Annotated in this window: 22 protein-coding genes; 10 read left to right on the top strand and 12 right to left on the bottom strand. The window is 64.7% G+C overall.

Annotation, left to right across the window (positions count from 1 at the left end; all coding sequences use genetic code 11):
- The first annotated feature begins 49 nt into the window (after window positions 1–49).
- From AAME72_RS01165 to AAME72_RS01185, 5 genes are all read left to right on the top strand, one after another.
- On the top strand, window positions 50–430 hold the full coding sequence (locus tag AAME72_RS01165; protein ID WP_348788431.1) for a helix-turn-helix transcriptional regulator: 381 nt from the start codon (window positions 50–52) through the stop codon (window positions 428–430).
- The gene (locus AAME72_RS01170) at window positions 427–867 is read left to right on the top strand and encodes an SRPBCC domain-containing protein (protein WP_348788432.1); all 441 of its coding nucleotides are present in this window, start codon (window positions 427–429) and stop codon (window positions 865–867) included. The genes AAME72_RS01165 and AAME72_RS01170 overlap by 4 nt, the downstream gene beginning before the upstream one ends.
- 3 nt (window positions 868–870) lie before the next feature.
- Window positions 871–1,314, top strand: a complete 444-nt coding sequence (locus AAME72_RS01175) for an SRPBCC domain-containing protein (RefSeq protein ID WP_348788433.1) — start codon at window positions 871–873, stop codon at window positions 1,312–1,314.
- Window positions 1,315–1,337: 23 nt separating this feature from the next.
- A complete protein-coding gene (locus AAME72_RS01180) occupies window positions 1,338–1,838 on the top strand; it encodes a histidine phosphatase family protein (RefSeq protein ID WP_348788434.1) in 501 nt (166 codons plus the stop codon).
- Window positions 1,839–1,953: 115 nt separating this feature from the next.
- Entirely contained in the window at window positions 1,954–3,042 is a 1,089-nt protein-coding gene (locus tag AAME72_RS01185; protein ID WP_348788435.1) for a nuclease-related domain-containing protein, read from the top strand.
- 70 nt (window positions 3,043–3,112) lie between these two features.
- On the opposite strand, the gene AAME72_RS01190 is transcribed toward AAME72_RS01185, so the two are convergent.
- Window positions 3,113–4,363, bottom strand: coding sequence for a hypothetical protein (locus AAME72_RS01190; RefSeq protein ID WP_348788436.1), 1,251 nt, complete (start codon window positions 4,361–4,363; stop codon window positions 3,113–3,115).
- Window positions 4,364–4,538: 175 nt separating this feature from the next.
- On the opposite strand from AAME72_RS01190, the gene AAME72_RS01195 reads away from it, so the two are divergent.
- The 3 genes from AAME72_RS01195 to dinB all read left to right on the top strand — a co-directional run bounded on the left by AAME72_RS01195 (window position 4,539) and on the right by dinB (window position 8,797).
- The gene (locus tag AAME72_RS01195) at window positions 4,539–6,311 is read left to right on the top strand and encodes an AAA family ATPase (RefSeq protein WP_348788437.1); all 1,773 of its coding nucleotides are present in this window, start codon (window positions 4,539–4,541) and stop codon (window positions 6,309–6,311) included.
- 2 nt (window positions 6,312–6,313) lie between these two features.
- On the top strand, window positions 6,314–7,501 hold the full coding sequence (locus AAME72_RS01200) for a restriction endonuclease (RefSeq protein ID WP_348788438.1): 1,188 nt from the start codon (window positions 6,314–6,316) through the stop codon (window positions 7,499–7,501).
- A 99-nt stretch (window positions 7,502–7,600) separates the two neighbouring features.
- Window positions 7,601–8,797, top strand: coding sequence for a DNA polymerase IV (gene dinB / locus AAME72_RS01205; RefSeq protein WP_348788439.1), 1,197 nt, complete (start codon window positions 7,601–7,603; stop codon window positions 8,795–8,797).
- Window positions 8,798–8,810: 13 nt separating this feature from the next.
- Here dinB and AAME72_RS01210 read toward each other — a convergent pair whose 3' ends face one another.
- Window positions 8,811–8,981, bottom strand: a complete 171-nt coding sequence (locus tag AAME72_RS01210; RefSeq protein ID WP_348788440.1) for a hypothetical protein — start codon at window positions 8,979–8,981, stop codon at window positions 8,811–8,813.
- A gap of 20 nt (window positions 8,982–9,001) precedes the next feature.
- Window positions 9,002–9,772, bottom strand: coding sequence for an SDR family oxidoreductase (locus tag AAME72_RS01215; protein WP_348788441.1), 771 nt, complete (start codon window positions 9,770–9,772; stop codon window positions 9,002–9,004).
- 134 nt (window positions 9,773–9,906) lie between these two features.
- Between AAME72_RS01215 and AAME72_RS01220 the strand changes: the two genes are divergently transcribed.
- Window positions 9,907–10,119, top strand: coding sequence for a hypothetical protein (locus AAME72_RS01220; protein WP_348788442.1), 213 nt, complete (start codon window positions 9,907–9,909; stop codon window positions 10,117–10,119).
- Between the two features lie 105 nt (window positions 10,120–10,224).
- Here AAME72_RS01220 and AAME72_RS01225 read toward each other — a convergent pair whose 3' ends face one another.
- The 7 genes from AAME72_RS01225 to AAME72_RS01255 form a co-directional block, all read right to left on the bottom strand.
- Window positions 10,225–13,329 carry a type I restriction endonuclease subunit R gene (locus tag AAME72_RS01225; RefSeq protein WP_348788443.1) on the bottom strand — a complete coding sequence of 1,035 codons (3,105 nt, stop codon included), beginning with the start codon at window positions 13,327–13,329 and terminating at the stop codon, window positions 10,225–10,227.
- Window positions 13,326–14,519, bottom strand: a complete 1,194-nt coding sequence (locus AAME72_RS01230; protein WP_348788444.1) for a restriction endonuclease subunit S — start codon at window positions 14,517–14,519, stop codon at window positions 13,326–13,328. The genes AAME72_RS01225 and AAME72_RS01230 overlap by 4 nt, the downstream gene beginning before the upstream one ends.
- Complete coding sequence (rhuM, locus tag AAME72_RS01235) at window positions 14,516–15,478, bottom strand: RhuM family protein (RefSeq protein ID WP_348788445.1); 963 nt, start codon at window positions 15,476–15,478, stop codon at window positions 14,516–14,518. Before rhuM ends, AAME72_RS01230 begins: the two co-directional genes overlap by 4 nt.
- Window positions 15,475–17,043, bottom strand: a complete 1,569-nt coding sequence (locus tag AAME72_RS01240; protein ID WP_348788446.1) for a type I restriction-modification system subunit M — start codon at window positions 17,041–17,043, stop codon at window positions 15,475–15,477. Before AAME72_RS01240 ends, rhuM begins: the two co-directional genes overlap by 4 nt.
- 158 nt (window positions 17,044–17,201) lie before the next feature.
- Entirely contained in the window at window positions 17,202–17,354 is a 153-nt protein-coding gene (locus AAME72_RS01245) for a hypothetical protein (protein ID WP_348788447.1), read from the bottom strand.
- Window positions 17,355–17,365: 11 nt separating this feature from the next.
- A complete protein-coding gene (locus tag AAME72_RS01250; protein ID WP_348788448.1) occupies window positions 17,366–18,298 on the bottom strand; it encodes a restriction endonuclease in 933 nt (310 codons plus the stop codon).
- 136 nt (window positions 18,299–18,434) lie between these two features.
- Window positions 18,435–18,662 (bottom strand): RNA-binding S4 domain-containing protein, encoded by a 228-nt coding sequence (locus AAME72_RS01255; RefSeq protein ID WP_348788449.1) that lies wholly within the window; start codon window positions 18,660–18,662, stop codon window positions 18,435–18,437.
- A 66-nt stretch (window positions 18,663–18,728) separates the two neighbouring features.
- Here AAME72_RS01255 and AAME72_RS01260 point away from each other — a divergent pair, with 66 nt between their 5' ends.
- A complete protein-coding gene (locus AAME72_RS01260; RefSeq protein ID WP_348788450.1) occupies window positions 18,729–19,310 on the top strand; it encodes a dihydrofolate reductase family protein in 582 nt (193 codons plus the stop codon).
- Between the two features lie 382 nt (window positions 19,311–19,692).
- Here AAME72_RS01260 and AAME72_RS01265 read toward each other — a convergent pair whose 3' ends face one another.
- Together AAME72_RS01265 and AAME72_RS01270 are read right to left on the bottom strand one after the other, a co-directional pair.
- A complete protein-coding gene (locus tag AAME72_RS01265; protein ID WP_348788451.1) occupies window positions 19,693–22,812 on the bottom strand; it encodes an SIR2 family protein in 3,120 nt (1,039 codons plus the stop codon).
- Window positions 22,733–23,191 carry a hypothetical protein gene (locus AAME72_RS01270; RefSeq protein ID WP_348790213.1) on the bottom strand — a complete coding sequence of 153 codons (459 nt, stop codon included), beginning with the start codon at window positions 23,189–23,191 and terminating at the stop codon, window positions 22,733–22,735. Before AAME72_RS01270 ends, AAME72_RS01265 begins: the two co-directional genes overlap by 80 nt.
- Window positions 23,192–23,234 lie beyond the last annotated feature (43 nt).

Below are 23,234 nucleotides of genomic sequence, written 5' to 3' on the forward strand. Positions count from 1 at the left end.
GTTCGGGGGCCGGTAGCGGCATCTCCCTCGCCATGCTATATTCACCCACATGGGTGAATATCAAACAGCCACACTCGACCGCGTCTTCGGCGCCATCTCCGATCCGACCCGGCGGGAGATCCTGAGCCGGCTCGCCGCCGGCGACGAACGCGTCACCGACGTCGCGAGCAACTTCACGATCTCGCTCAACTCCGTCTCCAAGCACGTGCGCGTGCTCGAGCAGGCCGGCCTCGTGACCCGCACCGTCCAGGGCCGCAACCACGTTCTCTCGCTCAACGCCGATCCCATGGCCGAGGCGGCCGCGTGGATCGACCACTACCGCGCCTTCTGGACCGACCGCCTCGCCGCCCTCGACCGCTTCGTCACCGGTTCGGGCACCGGCCCGGGCGCCGTCACGGACGCCGACACGTCGCCGGAGGACGCCCGATGACCGCCCCGCTCGTCGTCTCCCGCCTCATCGCCGCCGCCCCCGAGCCGCTCTTCGACGCCTGGCTCGACCCGGAGGCCCTGGCCGTGTGGATGCGTCCCGGCCCCACCACGCACTCCGACGTGACCGCCGACCCCCGCGTCGGCGGCGAGTTCCGCATCATCATGCACACGCTGGAGGCGCCCATCGTGCACCGCGGGACCTACCTGACCATCGACCGGCCGCGCCGCCTCGCCTTCACCTGGCGCTCCCCCGTCACCGAGGACGAGGACACGCTCGTCACCGTCGACTTCGAGCCGCGCGCATCCGGCACCGAGGTGGTCATCACCCATGAGCGCCTGCCGCACCAGGCGGCGGTCGATGCGCACGGCGACGGCTGGACGGATTGCCTGACCGGCCTCGCCGCCTACGCCGCGCAACCCATCACGAAAGGACACTGAAGAATGGTCGACATCCTGCATCAGGTGGGCGTCAAGGACGCCTCCGCCGACGAGGCCTACCGCGCCCTCACCACCCTCGACGGCCTCTCAGGCTGGTGGACCGAGAACACCTCTGGCGACCCGTCGCTGGACGGCGTCATCCAGTTCCGCTTCGAGCCGGGCGACATCGACATGAAGGTCGTCGCGCTCGACCCCGGCTCCCACGTCCGCTGGGAGGTGGTCGACGGACCCGCCGAGTGGATCGGCACCCACGTCGACTTCGCCATCGAGCCGGACGGCGACTACACCCTCGTCCGCTTCATCCACGAGGGATGGGCGGAGCCGGTCCCCTTCATGCACCACTGCAGCACCAAGTGGGGCGTCTTCCTGATGAGTCTCAAGTCCCTCCTGGAGACCGGGGCGGGCGCACCGGCCCCGCGCGATCAGAAGATCGACGCCTGGAACTGACGGCCCTGCGCCACACTGGGTGGGTGACGACGACAGAGCGCACCCTCCTTCTCCTGCGGCACGCCAAGTCGGACTGGTCGGGGTCCCTCGCGGACCTCGACCGGCCGCTGGCCGAGCGCGGCCGCGCTCAGGCTCCGCTCGCCGGGCGCTGGCTCGCGAGCCGCGCGGACTCGATCGACCTGGCCATCGTCTCCCCGGCGCGCCGCGCACGCGAGACGTGGGAGCTCGCGTCCGCGGAACTCCCCACCGTTCCTCCCGCACGACTCGACGACCGCGTGTACGCGGCATCCACCGACCAGCTCCTTGACGTCCTCGGCGACGTGCCGGACGACGTCCGCACCGTGGTCCTGGTCGGCCACAATCCAGGGATGGAGCAGCTGGCCTCCCTCCTCGCCGGCGACGCCGTCGTCATGCGCACCGCGGGCATCGCCGAGTTCGGCGTGACGGGAGGATGGTCCGAGCTCGGCTCCGGGTCGGCGGTGCTCCGTGGGGCGGGACGGTCGGACGGCAGCTCGCTCTGCTGAGCCGGCGGTCGACAACCGTCGCGCCCGTCGCCCCTCGCCTCGCGGACGCCTCGGGGGCGGCATCCCCTCGACTGGGGTGAGTGGCGCGGCGGCGATTTCGATAGCGTCGCCATCCATGGGGGATGTTCCGGCCGAAGCGGTCACGACCGCAGGTACGCGCACAGACTTCGCGGGCATCAACGCGCTGTCGTCGCGCCCTGCCGGCTACGCGGTGGCCCTCAAGTGCCTCGAAGTGCAGCATGCTGCAGAGCAGCAGAACCCTTCCCTCCGGACCGAGGAACGTGTGATCCTCCACGGCGACGCGTGGCCGTGGTACCGAGGCGCGCTTGGTGAGATCGCGGTCGGTGCCCTGTTGCAGGAACTCGGACCGGAGTGGTTCGTCCGGCACTCGGTCCCGATCGGCGCCGGGACGAAGGATGTCGATCACCTTGTCATCGGACCGGGCGGCGTCTTCGCCATCAATACCAAGCACCATGCCGGCGCCGCCGTGTGGGTTGGCGATCGCGTCCTGCGTGTGAACGGCGCGAACAAGCCGTATCTGTCAGCGGCCCACCGCGACGGCGCCGACGTCGGTCGCCGGCTCTCGGTGAAGTCGGGCTTCCCGGTGCCGGTCACCTCCGTCATCGCGCTCGTCGGAGTCTCATCGCTGAAGGACTCACGGTCGCCGCGCGATCGATCGATCGCGGTTGTGGATGCGCACTCTCTGGTCGCATGGCTGACGGCGCAGTCCACGCCTCTCGCTGCCACCAAACGTGAACTCATCAAACTGGCCGCAGAGGAGCCGGGGACCTGGCACGTCGATCCGAGAGCGGCCGACACCCTCAGGGTCATGCAGCGATTCGAGCGCCTCGTCGCGAGGGTCGGGCTCCCTGAGTCCGGCGCGAACGCGAACACACCGGCACCGCGCAAGAAGCGACGCCCGCCAGCCCGTCGGACCAGCCAGCCCCGGCCAACGCGGCGCGCGATTCTGCTGCACGTCCTTCGCTTGTGGGCCGTCGCAACCGCGGTCCTGGTGGGTATTCTCATCCTGCGTGGGATCGCGAACCAGCCGTGCACATCGCCGACGGGATGCATCATCCCGTCGATGTATGCAGCCTGGAAGCCACTGCTCATGCTGATCGGAGTCGCCGTGGGCGGAAGCACAATCGTGGGGACGGTCCTCGGGCTGATGCGGGCCGCCGCCATGGCGTTCACGAGACGGTGATCGCCGGCGCTCCGGCCGCGCCCGGCTGCCTCGGCATCGGGATCGCCACGGACGGCTGAACGTCGAACGTTCAGCCGTCGCGACCGGACGGTCCGCGGTTCCTGTGCGTCCGCTCTGCGACCTCGTCGGACAACCGTCCCACCACCGCCTTGGCCCGATCGACCCCGCTGTTCCCGATGCGCAGTGCCGCGTCAACGCCGTCTGCGCCCGCTTCGATCGCTTTGTCCTTGGCGTCCGCTGCCGCATCCCGCCATCGGGTTGCCGTGAGCTGCTCGCGGGCGCTCTCGATTCCGAGCAGAGCGTGGAAGTCGGCAAGCGCCGCTGCGACCTTCTCGCTCGATCCGACGGCGGAACGTGAGGCGCCGGGGTGCAGGAGCACCTTGGCATTCGCGCGCGCGGCCGTCCTCTCGACACGGGACAACAACTGTCCCGTGCTGCGGGAGACCTGCTCGATGCGTGTCCTCCTCGCAGCACGCAGACCGAGGCGATGGCGGTCGAGTTCCTCGGGAGATGCGTCCAGAACCCGGTCGAGTTCGAGCACCGCCAGCGCATCCTGCAGTTGGAAACAGCGGGCGAGCACGGCAAGCCACTCACGGACGCGTGCCTCCGCGTCCTGAACCGCCTTGGCCAGGTCTCCCGCCTTGGCTTTGTTCTCGAGCTTCTCGGCGAGCGCATCGAGCTGACGCAAGGCGTACATCTGCGTGCTCGCGACCGATATCGAGGTGGTCTGGACCTTGGACCAGGTCACCTCCGAGACACGTCCGACGTTGTCACGGATGAGCATCGCTTCCTCGATCACCAGGTGCGCAGCGATCATCTCCGAGAGCACCCCGTCCTTCTGCGCACGGAGGATATCGTCGACCTTCTCGTCGATGGTCTGCAGGTAGCCGATGATCTCGTCCATCGTCTGCTGCATAGCGAGCTGCGCCATGATGCCCGCGGCGCCGGCCAGGATCGCCGGATTCGTCAGAGCCGCACCTGGCCCCTTCGCGAACTGGACGATCGCCTTGATTCCGTGGGCGTCGCCTTTCGAGTAGACGACTCCGAGATCGAGCCCGCTGTCCTTGCTCTTCATCAGCCCGTACTTCTTGACCAGCTGTGCAGACTCCTCGGTCAGCTTGACCCACCGGCCGGAGTTGGCGGCGATCTCCGAACCGGCCTGCAGGCCAGCGGACGCGACGTGTGCGATCGCGCCGAGACGCGGCAACCCGAGGTCAGACGACGCCAGTCCCTCGGCAGCAAGGAATCGGTCAACGGCGGCGGGATCGCCGATCACCGCAAGCCCGTCTCCGTCGCTGATCAGCTGAATCTCGTCGTCCATCGTCGGGGTCCTTCTGGTCGGGAGCGCGGCTCGGGCGCCGGCGAATCTCAGACTAGTGGCCAGAGGTGCCTGCGCCCGTTCCCCCAGAACGCGGGAACCCACCGCCGTTCGAGTTCCGGCCGCTCGGTATGCCGATATCGTGCTCAATGCCGCCTGTGCACGCGAAAGGACGAGAATGAGCTCTCCCGAGATCCCGACCCCCTCAGTCCAGAAGGATGACGTCGACACGCAGCTTGCGTCGATCATCGTTCCCAACGGGCGAGGCGACCAGGCGCTGCGGGACGCCGCGGCACTCTTCGTTGACAACGGTCTCAGACGCGGTGAGTCGGTCTTCGTTCCCGGGCGCGCGATCTGGACGTCGACGAACGTCGCCGAGCTGATGGCTCGATTCGTGGGGCGGCCGGACGTGGAGGGCGATGACTTCATCGACAAGCTTGCGATCCAGCTGGACGGAGCGTCCGACGACGTGAAGCTGCTGATGGCCGAGCTCGTCACGTGGCAGCTGCTTCCCATCTGGAGGCGCACCATCGGCGAAACGAGGAAGCGAAAGCGGATCGAGGCGGTGCTCGGACTGATGGAGCACCCGGTCACCATTCCTGAAGTCGTACTGGCAGCCCTGCCGACGGGCGCCTTCAATCCGGGCCGATGGATGGGCGGCCAACTGTTCGGGGCAATGTCGATCATCATCCACACGCTGAACCTGTGGGTCGGGCTGGCTTCGGAGCGGAAACTAGCCCTCCTCGACGATCCGCTTCTCCTGCGAGACTTCATAAGGGACGAGGTGCAGGGGCCGTCTTCCCCCACGCAACGTAACGCGCTCCTGTATCTGATCCGTCCCGACTACTTCCAGTCGATCGTCGCCGTCGACCAGAAGCTCGCGATCCGAGACGCATTCGTAGGCGAGGTGGGCGGCGAGCAGGGCGATATCGACGTCGACCTCAATCGCATTACGCGCGCCCTCCAAGTGAAAGCAGGCAGGGCGGTCGACTTCTATGACGACACGTACGCGCGTGTGTGGCGTCGGGGCGACGAAACGGACACAGCCGATGCAATGGCAGATTCGGAACTACCCCTCGACAAGGCCACCTTTCCCGCGGCCACGGAAGAACTCGCGGCGCGGGTGTTCATCGGCATTGACTGGCTTGATCGCACTCTGGCCGTGTTGCGCCGTCGGAAGCAGATCATCTTCTACGGACCTCCCGGCACCGGGAAGACCTACCTCGCCCGCGCCCTGGCCGACCACATCGCCGGCGGGGATGGCGGCGTTCGGCTCGTCCAGTTCCACCCGAGCTACTCCTACGAGGACTTCTTCGAGGGCCTGCGGCCCGCCACGCAGGACGGTGCGCTCGTGTACACGCTCCAGGCGGGACCGATGAAGCGCATCGCGGACGAGGCGGCGAAGAACCCCGAGCTCAACTACGTCCTGGTCATCGACGAGATCAACCGCGGCAATCTCGCGAAGATCTTCGGAGAGCTGTATTTCTTGCTCGAGTATCGCGACGAACGCGTCAGCCTCCTCTACGAGCCGGACACCACCTTCACCCTTCCCGCGAACGTCTACATCATCGGCACGATGAACACGAGCGACCGCTCGATCGCGTTGATGGATGCCGCGATGCGCCGCCGCTTCGCCTTCCTCGAACTGCATCCCGGTGAGGCACCCGTCGCCCAGGTGCTTCCGGCGTGGCTGGATGCAAACGACCTGCCCGCTGAGATCGGCGAGCTGTTCGCACTTCTCAACGAGCGCATCGACGATCGGGAATTCCGGGTGGGCCCGAGCTACCTGATGGCGTCCGACCGCGACCTCGGGTCGGCGCGACTCCAGGAGATCTGGACGTACGAGCTGCTGCCGCTGCTCGCCGAACACCACTATGGGGACGGGACGGACATTGCGGGGCGCTACGGCTTGGAGGCGCTCCGGGCCGAGCTGCAGAAGCGCACCGCCTGAGCATGCACGTCGTACTGAAAGAGTGGGACGCGCCGGAGGAGTTCGATCTCCCGCGGTCGGTGGCCGTCGCGCTCCATGCTCGCCAGATCGCAACCGTCGTCCCGTCCGGGACGGACGGCAGATGGACCGTGAGCCAGGTGCGCAAGGTCGGATCGCTTACGATCGACGGCCACCAGGTCGACATCCGGCCCAAGCTTGCGATCAGCAGACTCTTCTTCCTTCTCGGCTACGCGCACCGCCGGCAGATCTGGCAGCCGGAACACACGGCACTCGATTCCGCTGACGGCCTCGTTCCGGCCGTCGCAGACGCATTCCTCCGGCAGCTGAGCGCGGCAGTCGGCCAGGGCCTCTTGCGGGGGTATCGCGAACGGTACGACACCGACACGGTGGTGCGCGGACGCATCGAATTCGTCGACCAGTTCACGCGCAGGCCGGGACTCGCCTCGCCGTTGGAGCTGCGCTTCGACGAATTCACTGTCGACATCGACGAGAACCGGATCCTCGCGGCCGCGATCCATCGATTGCTCCGACTCCCCCTCCTCGCGCCCGACGCGAGGCGCTCGCTACTCCATTTCCGGGGGATGTTCGCCGACGTCGGAGCCCTCCCGCGCGGTCTTCCGGCGCCGGTGACGCTCGCCGATCGCCGAACAGAGCACTACCAGCCGGCGCTGGCCCTGGCCCGTCTCATCCTCGCGGACACGTCCATCGAGCACAGGCCAGGCGGACACACAGCGTCGGCGTTCCTTGTCGACGTCGCCCAGGTCTTCGAGGACTTCGTCTCTGAGGCGTTGCGCGAATCCTTGGAACGCTTCGGTGGACGCGTGATCAGCCAGAGAAGCGACCGTCTCGATGTCGACGGACACGCAGTGGTGCGCCCCGACATCGTCTGGGAGCGGGGCGATCGTATCGCTGCCGTGGCCGACGCCAAGTACAAGTCCGAGCGGCCGGCCGGCTACCCGAACGTCGATGTGTACCAGATGGTCACCTACTGCACCCGCTACGGTCTGAGGGACGGTCACCTCGTCTACGCAGCAGGCCAGGAAAAGCCCCGAACACTCGACATCATCGGGGCACCGGTCGCCATCCACTGTCACGCCCTCGAACTCTCGGCCGCGCCCCGTGCCGTGCTTGCGGGCGTCGATCGCGTCGCGGAACTCATCCACGAGACCGGGCGCACCGCGGCAGGCTGAGCCGACGCCCGCTCCTTTCCCCGTCGCTCCCCGTCGCCCCGCCGATGTCCGCGGTCCCTGCGACCATTCCCCTGGGGACAGGACCGATCGGAGAGCGGGATGCGCGGCGAGGCGACCGTACTGCACGCGGACCTCGACGCGTTCTACGCATCCGTCGAGCAGCGCGACGCTCCGCACCTGCGCGGCCGCCCCGTCATCGTCGGCGGCGGCGTCGTGCTGGCGGCGAGCTACGAGGCGAAGGCGCGCGGCGTACGCACCGCCATGGGCGGCCGGCAGGCGCGCGACCTGTGCCCAGAGGCCGTGATCGTTCCTCCGCGGATGGACGCGTACTCGGCGGCGAGCAAGGCGGTGTTCGCGATCTTCCGCGACACGACCCCGCTCGTCGAGGGGCTCTCGATCGACGAGGCGTTCCTGGAGGTCGGCGGCCTCCGGCGCATCGCGGGCTCGCCCGAGCAGATCGCGACGCACCTGCGCGAGCGCGTCCGCGCCGAGGTCGGCCTCGCCATCTCGGTCGGGATCGCGCGCACCAAGTTCCTCGCCAAGGTCGCCAGCGCCGTGAGCAAGCCCGACGGGCTGCTCCTGGTCGAGCCCGACCGCGAGGAGCAGTTCCTGCTTCCGCTCCCGGTGGAGCGGCTGTGGGGCGTCGGCGCCGTCACCGCGGAGAAGCTGCACCGGCTCGGGATCCGCACCGTCGGTCAGCTCGCCGAGCTGGAGGAGTCCGCCGCCGAGCGGCTGCTCGGCAAGGCCAGCGGCGCGCACCTGCACGCGCTGGCCCGGCTGCGTGACCCGCGTCCAGTCGACTCCACGAAGCGCCGCGGATCCATCGGCTCGCAGCGCGCGCTCGGCTCCCGCCCGCGCACGCCGGAGGAGCTGGATGTGATCCTCACGCAGATCCTCGACCGGCTCGCCCGCCGGCTCCGCGACGGCGACCGCACCTGCCGCACGGTCGTGCTCCGCCTCCGCTTCGGCGACTTCGCCAAGGCCACGCGGTCGCGCACGCTCGGCTACCCGACCGACCGCACCTCCGTGCTGCTCACGATCGCGCGGGGTCTTCTCGCCTCCGCCCGGCCGGACATCGCGGCGCGCGGCATCACCCTGATCGGCGTCTCGCTGTCACAGCTGGGACGTTCCGACAGCTTCCAGCCCGAGCTGCCGATCGAGTGGGAGGACGGCGCACGCCTGGACACCGTGCTCGACGCCGTCCGCGACCGCTTCGGCGCGTCCTCGGTCGCCCGCGCAACACAGCTCGGCCGCGACCCGGGATGGTCGACGCCGCTGCTGCCCGAACACGAGTGAGCGGGACGCCGCCTCAGAAGTCTTCGCGCCGCTCCGCCTCGGCGTCGGCCACCGGCTCCACCTGCGCGAGCTCGTGCAGGGCCGCCCGCAGCTGGCGGCGCAGCCACTCGTCCGTGACGTCTCCCGCCCCGAGCGCATCCAGCTGGGCGAGGCGTTCCGCCGCGGATCCTCGAAGGTCGTCCATGCTCTTCTCCTGTTCGTGCGTCACATCGTCTGCCGCATCCCGCCGTCGATCACCACGTCGGCCCCGGTGAGGTTCCCGAGCAGCGGGCTCGCCAGCATGACAACGAGCGTCGCCACCTCCTCCGGCGTCGTGAACCGCCCGGTGATTATCGCCTGCTCCGCGCCGCGTCGCACCTCGTCTGGCGTGCCGCCGCCGGCCGCGGACACGGTCTGCGCGACTCCCCCGTCGCCCAGCCAGAGCGCGGTGGCGACCGGCCCGGGACTGATGGAGTTGACGCGGATCCAGCGCGGACCGAGCTCCTTCGACAGCGACTTGGAGAAGCTCAGCGCCGCCGCCTTCGCCGCGCTGTAGTCCATGACGAGCGGATCGGCGAGCATCGAGTTCTCGCTCGCGATCGTGACGATCGCCGCCCCGTCCGGCATCCTCTCGAGCAGCGCCCGGGTGACGCGCACCCCGGCGAGCGCGTTCAGCTCGTACGTGCGCATCCAGTCGTCGTCGGTGATGGATGCGAACCCGCCCGGCCGAGGAGGCGCCGACCCGACGTTGTTGACCAGCACATCCACCCGCTCGGTCTGTTCCCGCAGCCCGTCGATCTGCCCGGGATCGGAGAGGTCGGCGGCCACGAACCGGAACCGCTCGTCCCCCGCAAGCTCGTCGGTCTCGGGCGTGCCCTTCCGGGCAACCCCGATGACGGAGGCGCCCTCGGCGAGCAGGGCGCGGGCGGTCGCGAGCCCGATGCCGCGACTGGCCCCGGTGACGACGGCGTTCGCGCCGGAAAGGTGTAGGTCCACGCGCGCGACTATGCCGCGTCGCGGGGTGGGGTGGCAAGGGGGGCGCTGCGCCACTTATGCAGACCTGCCAGAATGGCGAACATGAATCGGGAGCGCTGCCAACGCTGATCGCGTTGTACTGACAGGAGAACCCGATGTCGCAGGTCCCCTCGGGATACCGGCTCGCGCCCACCACTGATGGAAGCATCCTCGAATCACCGACGTACCAGCACTGGACGATCGCGGATCTGGTTGAGCTCTTCTCGCACTGCCCGCCGGAGGCACGGTTGTGGGTCATGGACGACGAGGACACCGTCCACCCGCTCGAGTTCCTGGGCGGCGATCAGGCCGACGTGATGCTGAGTTAGCGCTGCGAGATCGGTGCCGCGCTCTTCGCGGAGCGCGGCACCGGTCTGGACCGCGATTCGGGCCCTCGAGGCGCCCCAGTACGGAGCTCATCCCCGTACGACCCGTCATTCCGGGTCGACCGAGGATGCGAGCCCCAGGAATCGCTCGACGAAGGCGCTGAGCGTGTCGATGACGCGCTGCTTCTTCTCACCATGACCACCGTCAGCGGAGAACCGAGACGCGGGCGGAAGCACCCGTGTGATCTCCGTTCCCGTCGTGCGAAGTGTGCCAGCTCGGAAGGCGCTTTCGACGACGGCCCGCGTCTCGTTCGGACGAAGGCTCTCGTCGCGGATGATCGCCTCGAGCTCGGATTCGCGGCGGCCCGCGATGAACGCTTCCCACTCCTCGTCGACCGCCCCGTCGACCGAGACGGAGTCGACGAACGCTTCGATAAGGTCCTTCTTGCTGCGAAGCGTCGGGCTGGCGTCGATGTCACGACTGATCCGGGCACGGACTTCCGTATCCTCGCCATCGCCATGCTCGGCGCGGTACTTCTGAACAAGCATCAGGATGTAGTCGACGTTGATCTCGACCTGTTTGATCAGTTCGATTTCGAAGACGAGGTCATCGTTGATGGGCTCCTTCTCCGCGTCCTTGTCCTTGCGGAACTCCGAGTAGAGGTCCAAGTAGACGCTGCGGTAGTTCTGGATGTCCCGCGCGGTGAGGATCTCGTTTCCTGCGAATTCGTCGAACGAGGCGAGGATGTTCTCCAGACGCAGAATCTGTCCGAACAGTTGAATGAACGCCTTCTGAGCAGCCTCGCCAATGATCCGCTCGTCAACAGGAAACGTAGTCAGCAGTTCGTTGACCTTCACCGCGTACTCGTCGTAGTACTCGGAGTACGGCCCCAGAAGAGCGACCGATTTCGCATCCTTGTTTCCGAACAGCTCGAGCGCATCGTCCGTCGCCTTCTGGAGGTCGCGAAAAGCGACGATGTTGCCATACGTCTTGACCGAGTTGAGGATGCGATTGGTCCGCGAGAACGCCTGGATAAGGCCGTGCGCCCGAAGGTTCTTGTCGACGAACAGCGTGTTGAGGGTCGTGGCGTCGAAGCCAGTCAGGAACATGTTGACCACGATGACGAGGTCGAGCTCCCGGTTCTTCAGCCGCTGCGAGAGGTCCTTGTAATAGTTCTGGAAGCGGTCGGCGGTGGTGTCATAGCTCGTGCCGAACAGATCGTTGTAGTCCTGGATCGCTTCTTCGAGGAACCCCCGCGCGTCCAGGCTGAGCGCATCCGTGTCGAAGGCCTCGTCCTCGATGATGCCATCGTCGCTGGCGTCGTTTGCTCCGTAGGAGTAGATGAGGCCGATCTTCAGGCGTTGGGCCGGCGCCAGGTCCTGCTGTTCTTTCTGGAAGGTGCTGTAGTAGCGGCGCGCGGCATCGATGGAGGCGGTCGCGAAGATCGCGTTGAATCCGCGCACGCGCCGCTGCTCGCGCACGGCCTCGACCTGGCGGCGAGCGCGACTGGACTCGGCGACGTTGGTGACGATGGAGTGCTCGTAGCTGGAGGCACGCCTGGTCTTCTGCGCGAAGTGCTGCAGCGTGTAGTGGACGATCTGCTGAATGCGCCCCGGCGCCAACAATGCACCCTCGGTGTCGACCGCCGGCACATCCTTGTCGATGACCGCGCCGACCGCGATCGTGTCCACATAGTCGGCACGGAACGGCAGCACATTCTTGTCGTTGATCGCATCGACGATCGTGTAGGTGTGCAGCTTCTCCCCGAACGCCTGCTCGGTGGTCTTGAGCTGTGGGTTCCCACCGGAGGCCGCATTCACCCCGAAGATCGGCGTTCCCGTGAAGCCGAACAGGTTGTAGCGCTTGAACGCCTTCGTGATGTCCGTGTGCATGTCGCCGAACTGCGACCGGTGGCACTCGTCGAAGATGATCACCACATGCTCGCTCGTGATCGCGTGGCCCTTGTTCGCTTTGATGAACGAGGAGAGCTTCTGAATCGTCGTGATGATGATCCGCGCGTCCGGATCCTCGAGCTGCGACCTCAGCACCGCTGTCGATGTGTTGGAGTTCGCGGCCCCTTTCTGAAACCGGTCGTATTCCCGCATCGTCTGATAATCGAGGTCTCTGCGATCCACGACGAAGAGCACCTTGTGCACGCCCGGCAGCGCGGTCGCCAGCTGCGCAGTCTTGAAACTCGTGAGTGTCTTGCCGGAACCAGTGGTGTGCCACACGTAGCCGCCAGCGGCGACCGAGCCCAACTGCTTGTAGTTGGTGGAGACGACGATCTTCCGGAGAATCCGCTCCGTTGCGACAATCTGGTACGGCCGCATCACCAGCAGCAGACGATCGGCGGTCAACACGCAGTAGCGAGTGAGGATGTTCAGCAGCGTGTGCTTGGCGAAGAACGTCCGCGCGAACGAGGCCAAATCCCGAATCGGCTTGTTCTGCGCATCCGCCCACCACGAGGTGAACTCGAACGAGTTGGAGGTCTTGCGGCCTCGCCCCGGCTTCTGCATTTCCTTGAGGTGCCGGTCGCGAGTCGTGTTCGAGTAATACTTGGTCAGCGTCCCGTTGCTGATCACGAACAGCTGCACGTATTCGAACAGGGCGGATCCGGCCCAGAAGCTGTCCCGCTGGTAGCGCTCGATCTGGTTGAACGCCTGTCGCAGGTCCACTCCGCGACGCTTCAGCTCGATGTGCACCATCGGCAACCCGTTCACGAGCACGGTCACGTCGTACCGATTGGCGTAGATCGCGCCACCCTCACCCTTGCCGAGCTTGTACTGGTTGATGACCTGCAGCCTGTTGTTGTGAATGTTGGCCTTGTCCAGCAGCGCGATGTTCTTCGTCGACCCGTCGTCCCGTTTCAGGAGCTGGACGTGGTCCTCCTGGATGCGCACGGTCTTCTCGACGATGCCATCGTTCGCACTGGCGATCCGCGTCTCGAAGAACCCCTTCCACTCCGCATCGCTGAAGGTGATGTCGTTAAGAATCTCAAGCTGGGCACGCAGATTCGCCTCCAGCTGCGCGGGGGATGAGATCTGCGCGTACTCATATGCCTGCGACTCCAGCAGCCGAATAAACTCCTGCTCCAGGACCGCCTCCGACTGGTACCCGGATGCGCCACTCAGCTCGGCCTCGAACTCGGCGACGACCGTCGATTCGTCTGAGACGACGAGCGGAACGGAGGTGAGGGGGCGGTTGTCACTCATACTTCGGCTTCCTCAAAGGTCAGGAGCTTGTCGCGGTAGTACTCGTACTGCTTGCGGCGAGCCGCGATCTCAGCCGGCAGGCCCACACTGAGGTCATTGACGAGCGCGTCAAACGCTCGAAGACGCTCAGCCACGCGACGTTGCTCCTCAAGTGAAGGCAGCGGTATCTCCCACGAGAAGAAAGCTGCCGAGTTCACCGCCGCCATCGATCCGTCCGTTCGAACGCACACCGCGCGAATCTCTTCTTCCACCGACCGAAGAGCCTGGTACACGTATGCCGCATCAACACCTGGGCGCGGAATGAGCGCCCGCACGTCCTGGTTCACTGTCGTGTCGACGTGAATCAATCCGATGGGAAGGCGTCGACGGAGAATGTTCGAGCGCATGACGACGGCCACGGAAGGAGCGGGAACAACCTTGAGCGACGTCTCAGATATTGCCACGTTCGTCACCCGCCCCCGGATCTCCTCGGTGCTCTCGTCACTGATGTCCATCGACGCGAGCCAGGGAATGTGGCCGCCGTCCCAGAAGCGCTGATCGGCTTTGGATGGGGTCACCCCGCCCTGCCACTTACCGAGACTATCCAGCGAGACAGATTCTCCAACGATGCTGTTCAGCATGCGGAGGCGGTAGTGAGAATACTGCTGCGTTCGCGCTTCCAGCTCCGCTTCCAGCTCCGCTTCCAGCTGAGTGAACTGGTCCAGGACTCTCACGATTTCGCGCTGCACCTCGAGAGGCGGCACGGGGATTCGGAGATTGTCGGTGTCTTTGACGCTCAGTTGTGGGAGCTTCACTGACGTTGCACGGGCCAGTCCCTGAAGCTTATCGACCTGCGTTAGCAGGTAGTAGTACACGAACTTCTGATCAACATCCGCATCGTTGATCGAGTACGACCAAAGCTCATTCTTGTGTGTGAAAGGGCGCTCATAATAGCTGAACCCGATATGCCCGCGAGACTTCACGATGATACTCGGAACATTAACCACGTGTTTCGCAGGGATCACGTCCTCAGCGACGTCAGCGACGGTCTGTCCGCCCGCAAACACTCGGACTGGCCCGCCATCGCCGATCGCCTTCATCTTTGACGCAGTTATGGCAGTGCCCTTATTCCGCTTTCCAAGAGAGCTGAGAGGCCGACGCGGCACTCCATCCGGGCAGTGTCGCGCGATCAGCTCGTCGATGCGGCTCATGCTCCACTCTCCGTGATCATGCGGATGAGGAGGGCGATCATGATGTCTTTCTCCTTGGGGTCGCTCATCGCGACCATCAGAGTGATCGCGGCAAGAGCGTTGTTAGTGATGCGCGGTGCACTGCCTGCACCCAAGAGCAGTCCGTTGCGGGCGAGGAAGGTGACGAACAGCGCCGCGGCGCTGCGCTTGTTGCCGTCCGCGAGCGGGTGGTCTTTGACGACCAGATACAGCAGGTTCGCCGCCTTCTCCTCGACGGTCGGATACAGATCCTGCCCGCCGAAGCCCTGGTAGATCGCTCCGATCACGCCGTCGAGCGCGTCCCCGCGCTCCTTGCCGAGCAATCCGTCGTCGGGGAACTCAGCGGCCACGTGGGAGACGACCGACCGGGCCTCGTCGAGGGTGAGCGTCCAGTCGGGAACGGCACCGGGAGCGGTGTCGATGCGTCCTTCGTCGTAGTCGCGGAGCAAGGTGAGGCCCGGCAGGTACTCACCGAGCACGTCGGCAACCCCGGCAACCAGTTCGTCACTGGAGCGGGCGAGAATCTGCACGAGAGAGCCGAGCTGCTCGAGTCGCCGCTCATTGATCGCGTAACCCTGTACGAGGTAGTCGCGGAGACGCGCGGTCGCCCAGACGCGAAACTGGGTCGCGACTTTGCTCGTGACGCGGTAGCCGACGGAGATGATCAGGTCGAGGTTGTAGAAGCGCATTTCGCGGGCGACCTGACGAGAGCCCTCGGTGCGAACCTGTCGGGATTTCCGACAGGTTGGTTCCTCGTCGAGTTCACCCTCCTCGTAAATGTGCTGGATGTGCTCGACGACGTTTGTGCGGGACGTCTGGAACAGGTCCGCGATCTGCTGCTGACTCAGCCACACCGTGTCCGCATCGAGACGCACCTCGATCGCGGGTGAGCCGTCGTCGCGCTGGTAGAGAATCACTTCTCCGGAGGGCTCATCCGTCATACGGCGCCTCTTTCCAGGTCAGCGACGATGGCGTCGATCGACGCCCGCAGCTCGGTCTGCCGGGCGACGATCCGCGCGATGTCGGCGTTGAGCGCGGCGATGTCCACGACCTCACGAGTGTCTTCTTCCGTGACGTACGACGACACCGCGATGTTGTAGTTGTTGGCCGCGATCTCCTCATTCGAGACAAGCGTCGCGAAGTGGTCATCGTTTTCGCGATTCGTGAGAGCACGCAGGATGTTGTCCTGATGGTGCGACGTCAGCTTGTTCTTGTTGCCCACTCGTGTGAACTCCGCCGACGCGTCCACGAACAGCACGGCGTTATCCGACTTGGACTTCTTGAGCACGATGATGCAGGTCGCGATCGTCGTGCCGAAGAAAAGGTCCGGGGGCAGCTGGATCACGGCGTCCACATAGTTGTTGTCGATGAGGTGCTTGCGGATCTTCTGTTCCGCTCCCCCGCGATACAGCACGCCGGGGAACTCGACGATCGCCGCCGTCCCGTTCACCGCCAGCCAGCTCAGGATGTGCATCGTGAAGGCGAGGTCGGCCTTCGACTTCGGCGCGAGCACTCCGGCGGGCGAGAAACGTTCGTCGTTGATGAGGAGTGGATTCGCATCGCCCTCCCACTTGATCGAGTAGGGCGGGTTCGACACGATGGCCTCGAACGGTTCATCGTCCCAGTGCTGGGGCTCGATGAGGGTGTCGCCGTGTGCAATGTCGAACTTCTCGTAGTTCACCTCGTGCAGGAACATATTGATCCGGGCCAGGTTGTACGTCGTCAGGTTGATTTCCTGGCCGTAGAAACCGCCGACGTTGTCCGCGCCCAGCACCTTGGCAAACTTGAGCAGCAGCGAGCCAGACCCGCACGCCGGGTCGTACACCTTGTTGACGCGCGTCTTGCCCATCACGGTGATCCGCGCCAGAACGTCGGAGACCTCTTGCGGGGTGTAGTACTCGCCACCCGACTTCCCGGCCTGGGACGCGTACATCTGCATCAGGTACTCATAGGCGTCACCGAACAGATCGATCGAGTTGTCCTCGAAGTTGCCGAGTGGAAGATCGCCGATGGCGTTCAGGAGCTTCACCAGCTTCTCGTTGCGCCTGGCGACAGTGTTCCCCAGTTTGGAGCTGTTGACGTCGAGATCGTCGAAGAGGCCTTTGAGGTCCTCCTCGCTATCGGTGCCGAGCGCCGAGCCCTCGATGTTCTTGAACACGCGCTCGAGTGTCTCGTTGAGGTTCGGGTCGCCGGCTGCGCGCGCACGGACGTTGCTGAACAGTTCGGACGGGAGGACGTAGAAGCCCTTCTCCCGTACCGTCTCGACTCGACCAAGCTCGGCCTGCTCGTCGGAGAGCTTCGCGTACGCGAAGTTCGCGTCTCCGGCTTCGTGTTCGCCCTTGTCGATGTAGGCGGCAAGGTTTTCCGAGATGAATCGGTAGAAGAGCATGCCGAGCACATAGCTCTTGAAGTCCCAACCGTCGACGCTTCCGCGCAAATCGTTCGCGATTCGCCAAATCGTCTTGTGTAGTTCGGCGCGCTGGCCTTCTTTTGTGACAGGTGTCATGACGGGGGTGAGGTCTCCTTGGTTTGCACACCCGCCGCATGACGAGCGTGACATATCGAACCTAGCTGGGACGGCGGACAGTTAGGCAACCGGCTCGCTGAGGCGGCCTCGCATGGAGCGACTCCGCAGACATGACTGCGCTCAGAACATGTCAGCGCTCAATCAAAGGGCCAATCCGTCGGGACGCGTCCTCGGAGGACGGCGAGAAACGCCCGCGCACCGTCCTCATCCATGCCGTCAGCCACATAGGCCGCGACCACCTCATCATCGGTGGCCGAATCGGAATCATCGAGCGAGAGTGGCGTGATCACGTCTGTCCCGACTATTCATCGAAGAAGTCAGCATCGACCTCGACGGTCGCGTAGGTGCGCTTGACCTGCACCCCGACACGGTACTTGATCATCAAGCTAACCAGACGCTTACCGTCGATAAGGATCACGCGAGATTGCACATTCCTGGCATACTCGATGGCCCCGGATGTGAAGCTGCTCGTCGTGAGAAACACCCCGCGGCTCGCACCGAACCCGTGCAGGGCGCCGACGAACGCTTGAATCGTTTCCCGTCCGATGGTGTTCCCGTCCTTGTAGCGCTTGGCCTGCACATAGATCCGGTCGAGGCCGAGCGCGTCCTGGTCGATGATTCCGTCGACGCCCTCGTCGTTCGGACCACCGATTCGCTTGCCGCGCTGCTCCGCTCCGCCGTAACCCATCGCCAGAAGCAGGTCGACGACGGCCTGCTCGAAGAAGTCTGGGTGGCTCTCGCGAAGCCGTGCGAGGAGCTCCTCGCCGACTTCCCTTTCGATGCGATTGATCCCGTCCTCAATTTGCTCGACGGGGTCGGCGATATCGACCGGGGAAGCGTCGCTCAATTCAATGCTCGTTGCCCGGACTGGTCGTTCGGGCCAGTACTGCCTAAATACCTCCCGCGCCTTGGCGTAATCGAACCCATCCGCGTGCAGGCGGAGAGCCTCGCGCCCCGCGTCTGTGATTGCGTACTGAGCGCGAGCCGGCCGGTCGATCCATCCCGCCTTCGACAGATTGCTGAGCGCCCAGCCGACTCGCTGCATGTAGCGGGTGCCACCAGAGTTCAGCGTTTCCGTCCGAGCATCGGCGGACAGTCCGACAGCATCCGCCGCCGCGTCATGCAGCTCACGGCGTTGCATCGTCTCGCCGTTCGCGAGGATCGAGAGGACGGGGATTACGAATGCGGGCCAGATGGGGACCAGTGATTGCGCGTCGTCTGTCGTGAGTGTCACCTTCGTACTCTGCCGTATCCCATCAGGTGAAGTACCTAGTTCCGCTCAGCCAGGCACGAAAAACGTGGTGCATCGGCGCTGGCGCGGTAGTCATGTCGAAGGCTGATGTCGGGTTACGTGGTTGGAACGTGCACCATCAACCGCAGACGCGGACGCTGTGCCCCTCGAACGTGACGACATCGCCGAGCTGCAGCTGCCGCCCGCGGCGCCGATCGACCTCGCCGTTCACGGTCACTTCGCCGTCGACGATCGCCTCTTTCACGTCCCCGCCGGAGTCGAGCAGCCCGGCGAACTTCAGGAACTGCCCGAGCCGGATGCTGTCCCCACCGATCGAGACGTCTTCGGTCGGAGCCTGGTTGGTCATTCCAAAATGCTAACCCGCCCAGTAACGTCCGGTGAGAACAGTCCGCGTGCATCAAGGGAGAACACGATGAGACCCCTCCGCTACGCCATCAACGTTACGCTCGATGGCTGCGTCCACCACGAGGCGGGCTTCCCACCCGACGAGGAGTCAATGCGCTTCTGGACCGCCGAAATGCAGCGAGCCGACGCCCTTATCTTCGGCCGCACCACCTACGAGATGATGGAGTCCGCCTGGCGCCGCCCCGCCTCCGGCACCTGGCCCGAGTGGATGGACGACTGGCAGATCCCCTTTGCCGAGGCGATCGACGGCGCAAAGAAGCATGTGGTGTCGAGCACGCTTCCGTCGGTCGACTGGAACGCAGAGCTGCTGCAGGGCGACCTGCGTGAAGCGGTCGAGCGGCTCAAGCGGGAGCCGGGCGATGGGCTCTTCGTCGGCGGGGTGACGCTCCCCCTCGCGCTGGCGAACCTAGGGTTGATCGACGAATACGTCTTCGTAGTGCAGCCCGTCCTAGCGGGCCACGGGCCGACGCTGCTCGCCGGCCTGCGCGAGAGAGTCCAGCTCGACTCTGTCGACCGCCAGGACTTCCGCTCGAGTGTCACCGCGCTGCGATTCCGGCCCGCGGGACCCCGGTACCCAAGCGACCTCTGAGTACGTTGAGCGGGAACATTTACAGCGAACTCGTCGTACGACGCGCCTGACTACGAGCCAAAGCACTCAAATCGTCGAGCTTTACCGGTATGGGATGCGTCCCGTTGATATCGCGCGGGAGGTCGACACAACCGAGTAAACAGTTCATCACCGCCTTAACCGCATGGGGGTCGAACGACAAACAAGTGGCCTCTCCCCCAGCCGAGGTCGCCACGCTACCCGACTCTACGGCGAGGGCGAATCGCTGCGGCAGATCGGGATCGAGTTGGGGGTTCAATGACAAGACCGTCAAGAAGGCGCTGCGTCAGGCGAGTGTGGACGTGCAGGATCGACGGCGGAAGCATCACTAGTGCTCCGGCCATGCCGAGCGGCGGCCGATCCGTCACTGGTTGTCGAGCTCTTGCAATGCGCCTCGAGCTGGCGAGTAGCCAAGACTCAGGACCATGTTGAGTGCGTCGCGCGCGAGAACGGGATCGTCAGCACCGACACCGCGTGCGACCTCGACGAGCTGGCCGGCAAACGGTGGCGGGAAGCGGTTCCCTGCCATCAAGTGTTTAGCGACGCGGAGATACTCTGCTGGATACTCGGCGCGTGGGAAATCCTCGAGGTCGTAGTAGTCGTAAAGCGAATCGTTGCCCGCGGTCACGGTTGGACCGCCAGTGAAGAGTTGCGTCGCTCGAACCACGTTGATGCCTGGAAGTGTGAGCCACCGGAGGAGCGCCGGTTGCTCCTCCGGCGTGATCACCGGTTGCCCGTCCAGGCGGTGCTGCCAGTGGCCGAACAGCAGCGGTTGAAAGCTCGGTTCTTCGGTGTCGAGGTAGTACGCGACGGCACGGATCCACCGCGCACGAACGTCCGGCGCCGCGTGCGCCAGGAATGCATCCGGCCACGCCAGGTCTTCGGGTTTTGAATCCATCGTGAAGCACTCCGCATGGCGCTGAATGTAGTCCTCGACGAGCGACGGCAGGGATGCTTTGACTCGTGCGTAGCCGCCACGTATTTGGTCGCGGAAGCGCTGCCGCATCTGCGCCCGACGAAGTCCCCGTGACAATAGGCCGGCCCAGAGCGTGAGTGATTGCGGCGTGCCGTCTAGCACGTCGAGCCTCGGCGCCAAGTGCTCATCGAACCACTCGGGTGCGCGGTACGCGAGGAAGCTGGCGTACTCGGCGATCATCATCGGGCTCGGGTCAGCCGGGTTGTCGTTCTGGCCATCAAGGAGAAGAAGAAGTCCTGCGGTGCCCTCTTCCGTGAGTCTCGCTTCGTCCCCTTCTTGCTGCGCCGCGCGCAGGAGCGTCTCCACGTAATAGTGCGCCAGGGAACCCCGACCCGAGCCGAGGGCTTCGGAAAAGTCTGTCGACGGGACAACCGACTGCTCGTGCGAGGACCGCTTCCATAACCCCAGGAGGAGGCGTGTTCTCTCAACCGGATTGTCAACGGGGCCACCTAGCTCGTTTGTCGGATAAGCCACGGGGAAGACAATCCGGGCACCGATCTGCGCAGTACTGGGCTGGTGCGCGTCTAGGCGATCGAGTATTTCGCTTGCAACCCAGGCGTCTTGTCGAACGAGGTCTTCGACGACGGTTTTCCACACCGCGTCATCCCAGTATTGTGCGGCGATCATCGCGTCAAGGACCGTCAGATGACGGTCGGGCCACTTCTCGAAGTATGCGCTGAGCTCCCGGAGAAACACCCCACTGCGGAAATCGTCCCTTAGAGCTTCAATAGAAGCCAACTCCGAAACGAGCTCTTCCGCGCTCAGGTGTTCGAAGATCCCTTTCGCGTCTGTGGACGGTTCCGAATCGGTCAGGCTAAAGCCCATGGTCAGATTAGGCGACGGATCCGGCTCGAATCCTCGTTGTCGTTCAATCTCGTCTCGAACACTGCGGACAGGGTCGTCCTGAGGAGCGCGGCTACTCAGCCACACGAAGATGTTGTACCGGTCGTAGTCGGCGATTTCGTGTTCTTCAGGTGACCGGCTCGCAGTCTGCACGTAGTCGATGAAGGCGGCCTTCGACGCCTCACTCGCGTTCTCGTAAGCAAAGGCGATCAGCCGAAACACCTCGGGGCGGCTCCGAAAGACAAAGGGCAGTCCCCGCTGAATCAGCACAACAATCAGCTCGTCCGCCTCTGAGCTGCGCGCATCAGCCAGCGCGTCAATAGCGAGCCTTCGATTCATTTCGGACTGATCGTCCAGAAGCCGCATAGCCTCGGCCACCCCGTGATCGCGCACCGCTTCGCGTAGGAGATCCCGACCCATGTCGACAACAAGCACATATGCATCGTCACGAAGAGAGAGACCACCGTCCTCGACCTGTTGCCTCCGAACGGAGATCGCCTGCGGGTGGCCTCGCCCGGTGAAGAACGCGTCGGTGGTTTCCACCGTCCGAATGAGATTCAGGATCGCGGACAAGAGGTGGCCCCTGTCTTGCAATACCGGCATCAATCGTGGCCACGCGTTGTTGAGGGCTGAAGTTCTCCAGCGAAGCCGCAGTCGGGTCTCGAGCGAGTCGTCCCAAAAACCCCAGCCGTTTGAGACCTTCATGTGAAGCGTCGGTTCGAGAAGGTGTACCAAGAGGCGCTCCGCCGTGATCGGGTCCTTATCGACGATTTGCGACACCAGGGCAGATAGCCGGCTGTCGTCACGCTCCCGCTCCGCGGCGGCCAGCACAAACGCGAGCTTTCGATGCGCCAGTGACCCGTTGAAGTCGCCATACAGCTTGTGCCAGATCTGGAACCACAGGGCGGCGTGAAACCGCCCCTCATGGCCGGCAAGTACTGCCAGCAGCGTCGCCCCATCATCGTCGTCGATGGACGCTCGTATCCACTGGGCCCACTCAAGCGTGTCCTGAGATTCCTCGGTCGAACTGGCGAAGACGTCGTCCAACACGCCAAGCGAGTCAAGCGCCGCAAGCCATTCGGATGAGCGGGCATGGGTGCGGAAGTGGCGGCCAAGCTCGGGGTCTGACAGCAGCCACTGCGCCGTTGACACATCCTCCTGCGCCGCGTCGACGCCTGCATCGATGAACCGTTGCACCTGGTCAAAGCGATCGGCTGCGTCGGCAGTCTCGCGTTCGCGCCAGCTCCTCAGAAACGACTGCAATGCTCCGTATTCGTTCTCCGGAGTGGAGGGAAATGGGATTGGGGTGATGTCCAGTCGGTCCCAGAGCTCGTAGTCGGACGCTTTCTTGGTGAACGCCAATCGTCTCGTTCCGGACGGGAGCGCGCGGTTCAAATACTGGACAATGGAATCCTCTGCGCTGTAGCCGACAAGCACAACGGTATAGCGTGCGAACATCCGCGTGAGGAATTGGGTCGCCCACCCCTCTGTAATGTAAGCGCGTCCGAAGTCCTGATCTGTGAGCACCATGCGTGTGCTGGGCGGTGGGTCCACAATGCCGTGCAAATGAACAAGGCCGGAGAAGTCATTTCCCAGGGGTAGCGTCGGGGCGACATACGAGTTCGCGTGGATAGAGAGTTCGGTTGCGGCCCCTTCGAAGAGCAAGTTCGAAGTTGGTGGTGACGAGTCTTGGCGACCTGCTGTGAGCGGTCGCGATCTGCCAAATATCGCGGTGATAGTCGTTCGGAGTCACCGCGGCCTTGAGTAGCGAACTCACGCGGCTGTGGATGTCGCTGCTGATTCTGTCGAGCCTGCCCATCGCAACATCGAATTGAACCGGGACACGCTTGTCCTCCGGAACCAGCTCGGGGTGTGCCAAGCTGATCGCCACCTCCCGGGCAAGGCCACGGAACCCTGGAAGCTCTGATGGGGGTGCAGACGAAACACCGGCCCCGCAGAAGAACACGAGCTCGTTCGCGCCCAGGGCTTCTTCTACCATGCGCGGCAGGGCGACACCGTCGGACGTCCACTCTGGTTGTGTCACCGGGCCGTGCCCTCTTTCCGCAGGTCTGGATTAGTCACTTCGG

Origin of the sequence: Leifsonia sp. NPDC080035 (assembly GCF_040050925.1) — a bacterium.
Classification (GTDB): domain Bacteria; phylum Actinomycetota; class Actinomycetes; order Actinomycetales; family Microbacteriaceae; genus Leifsonia.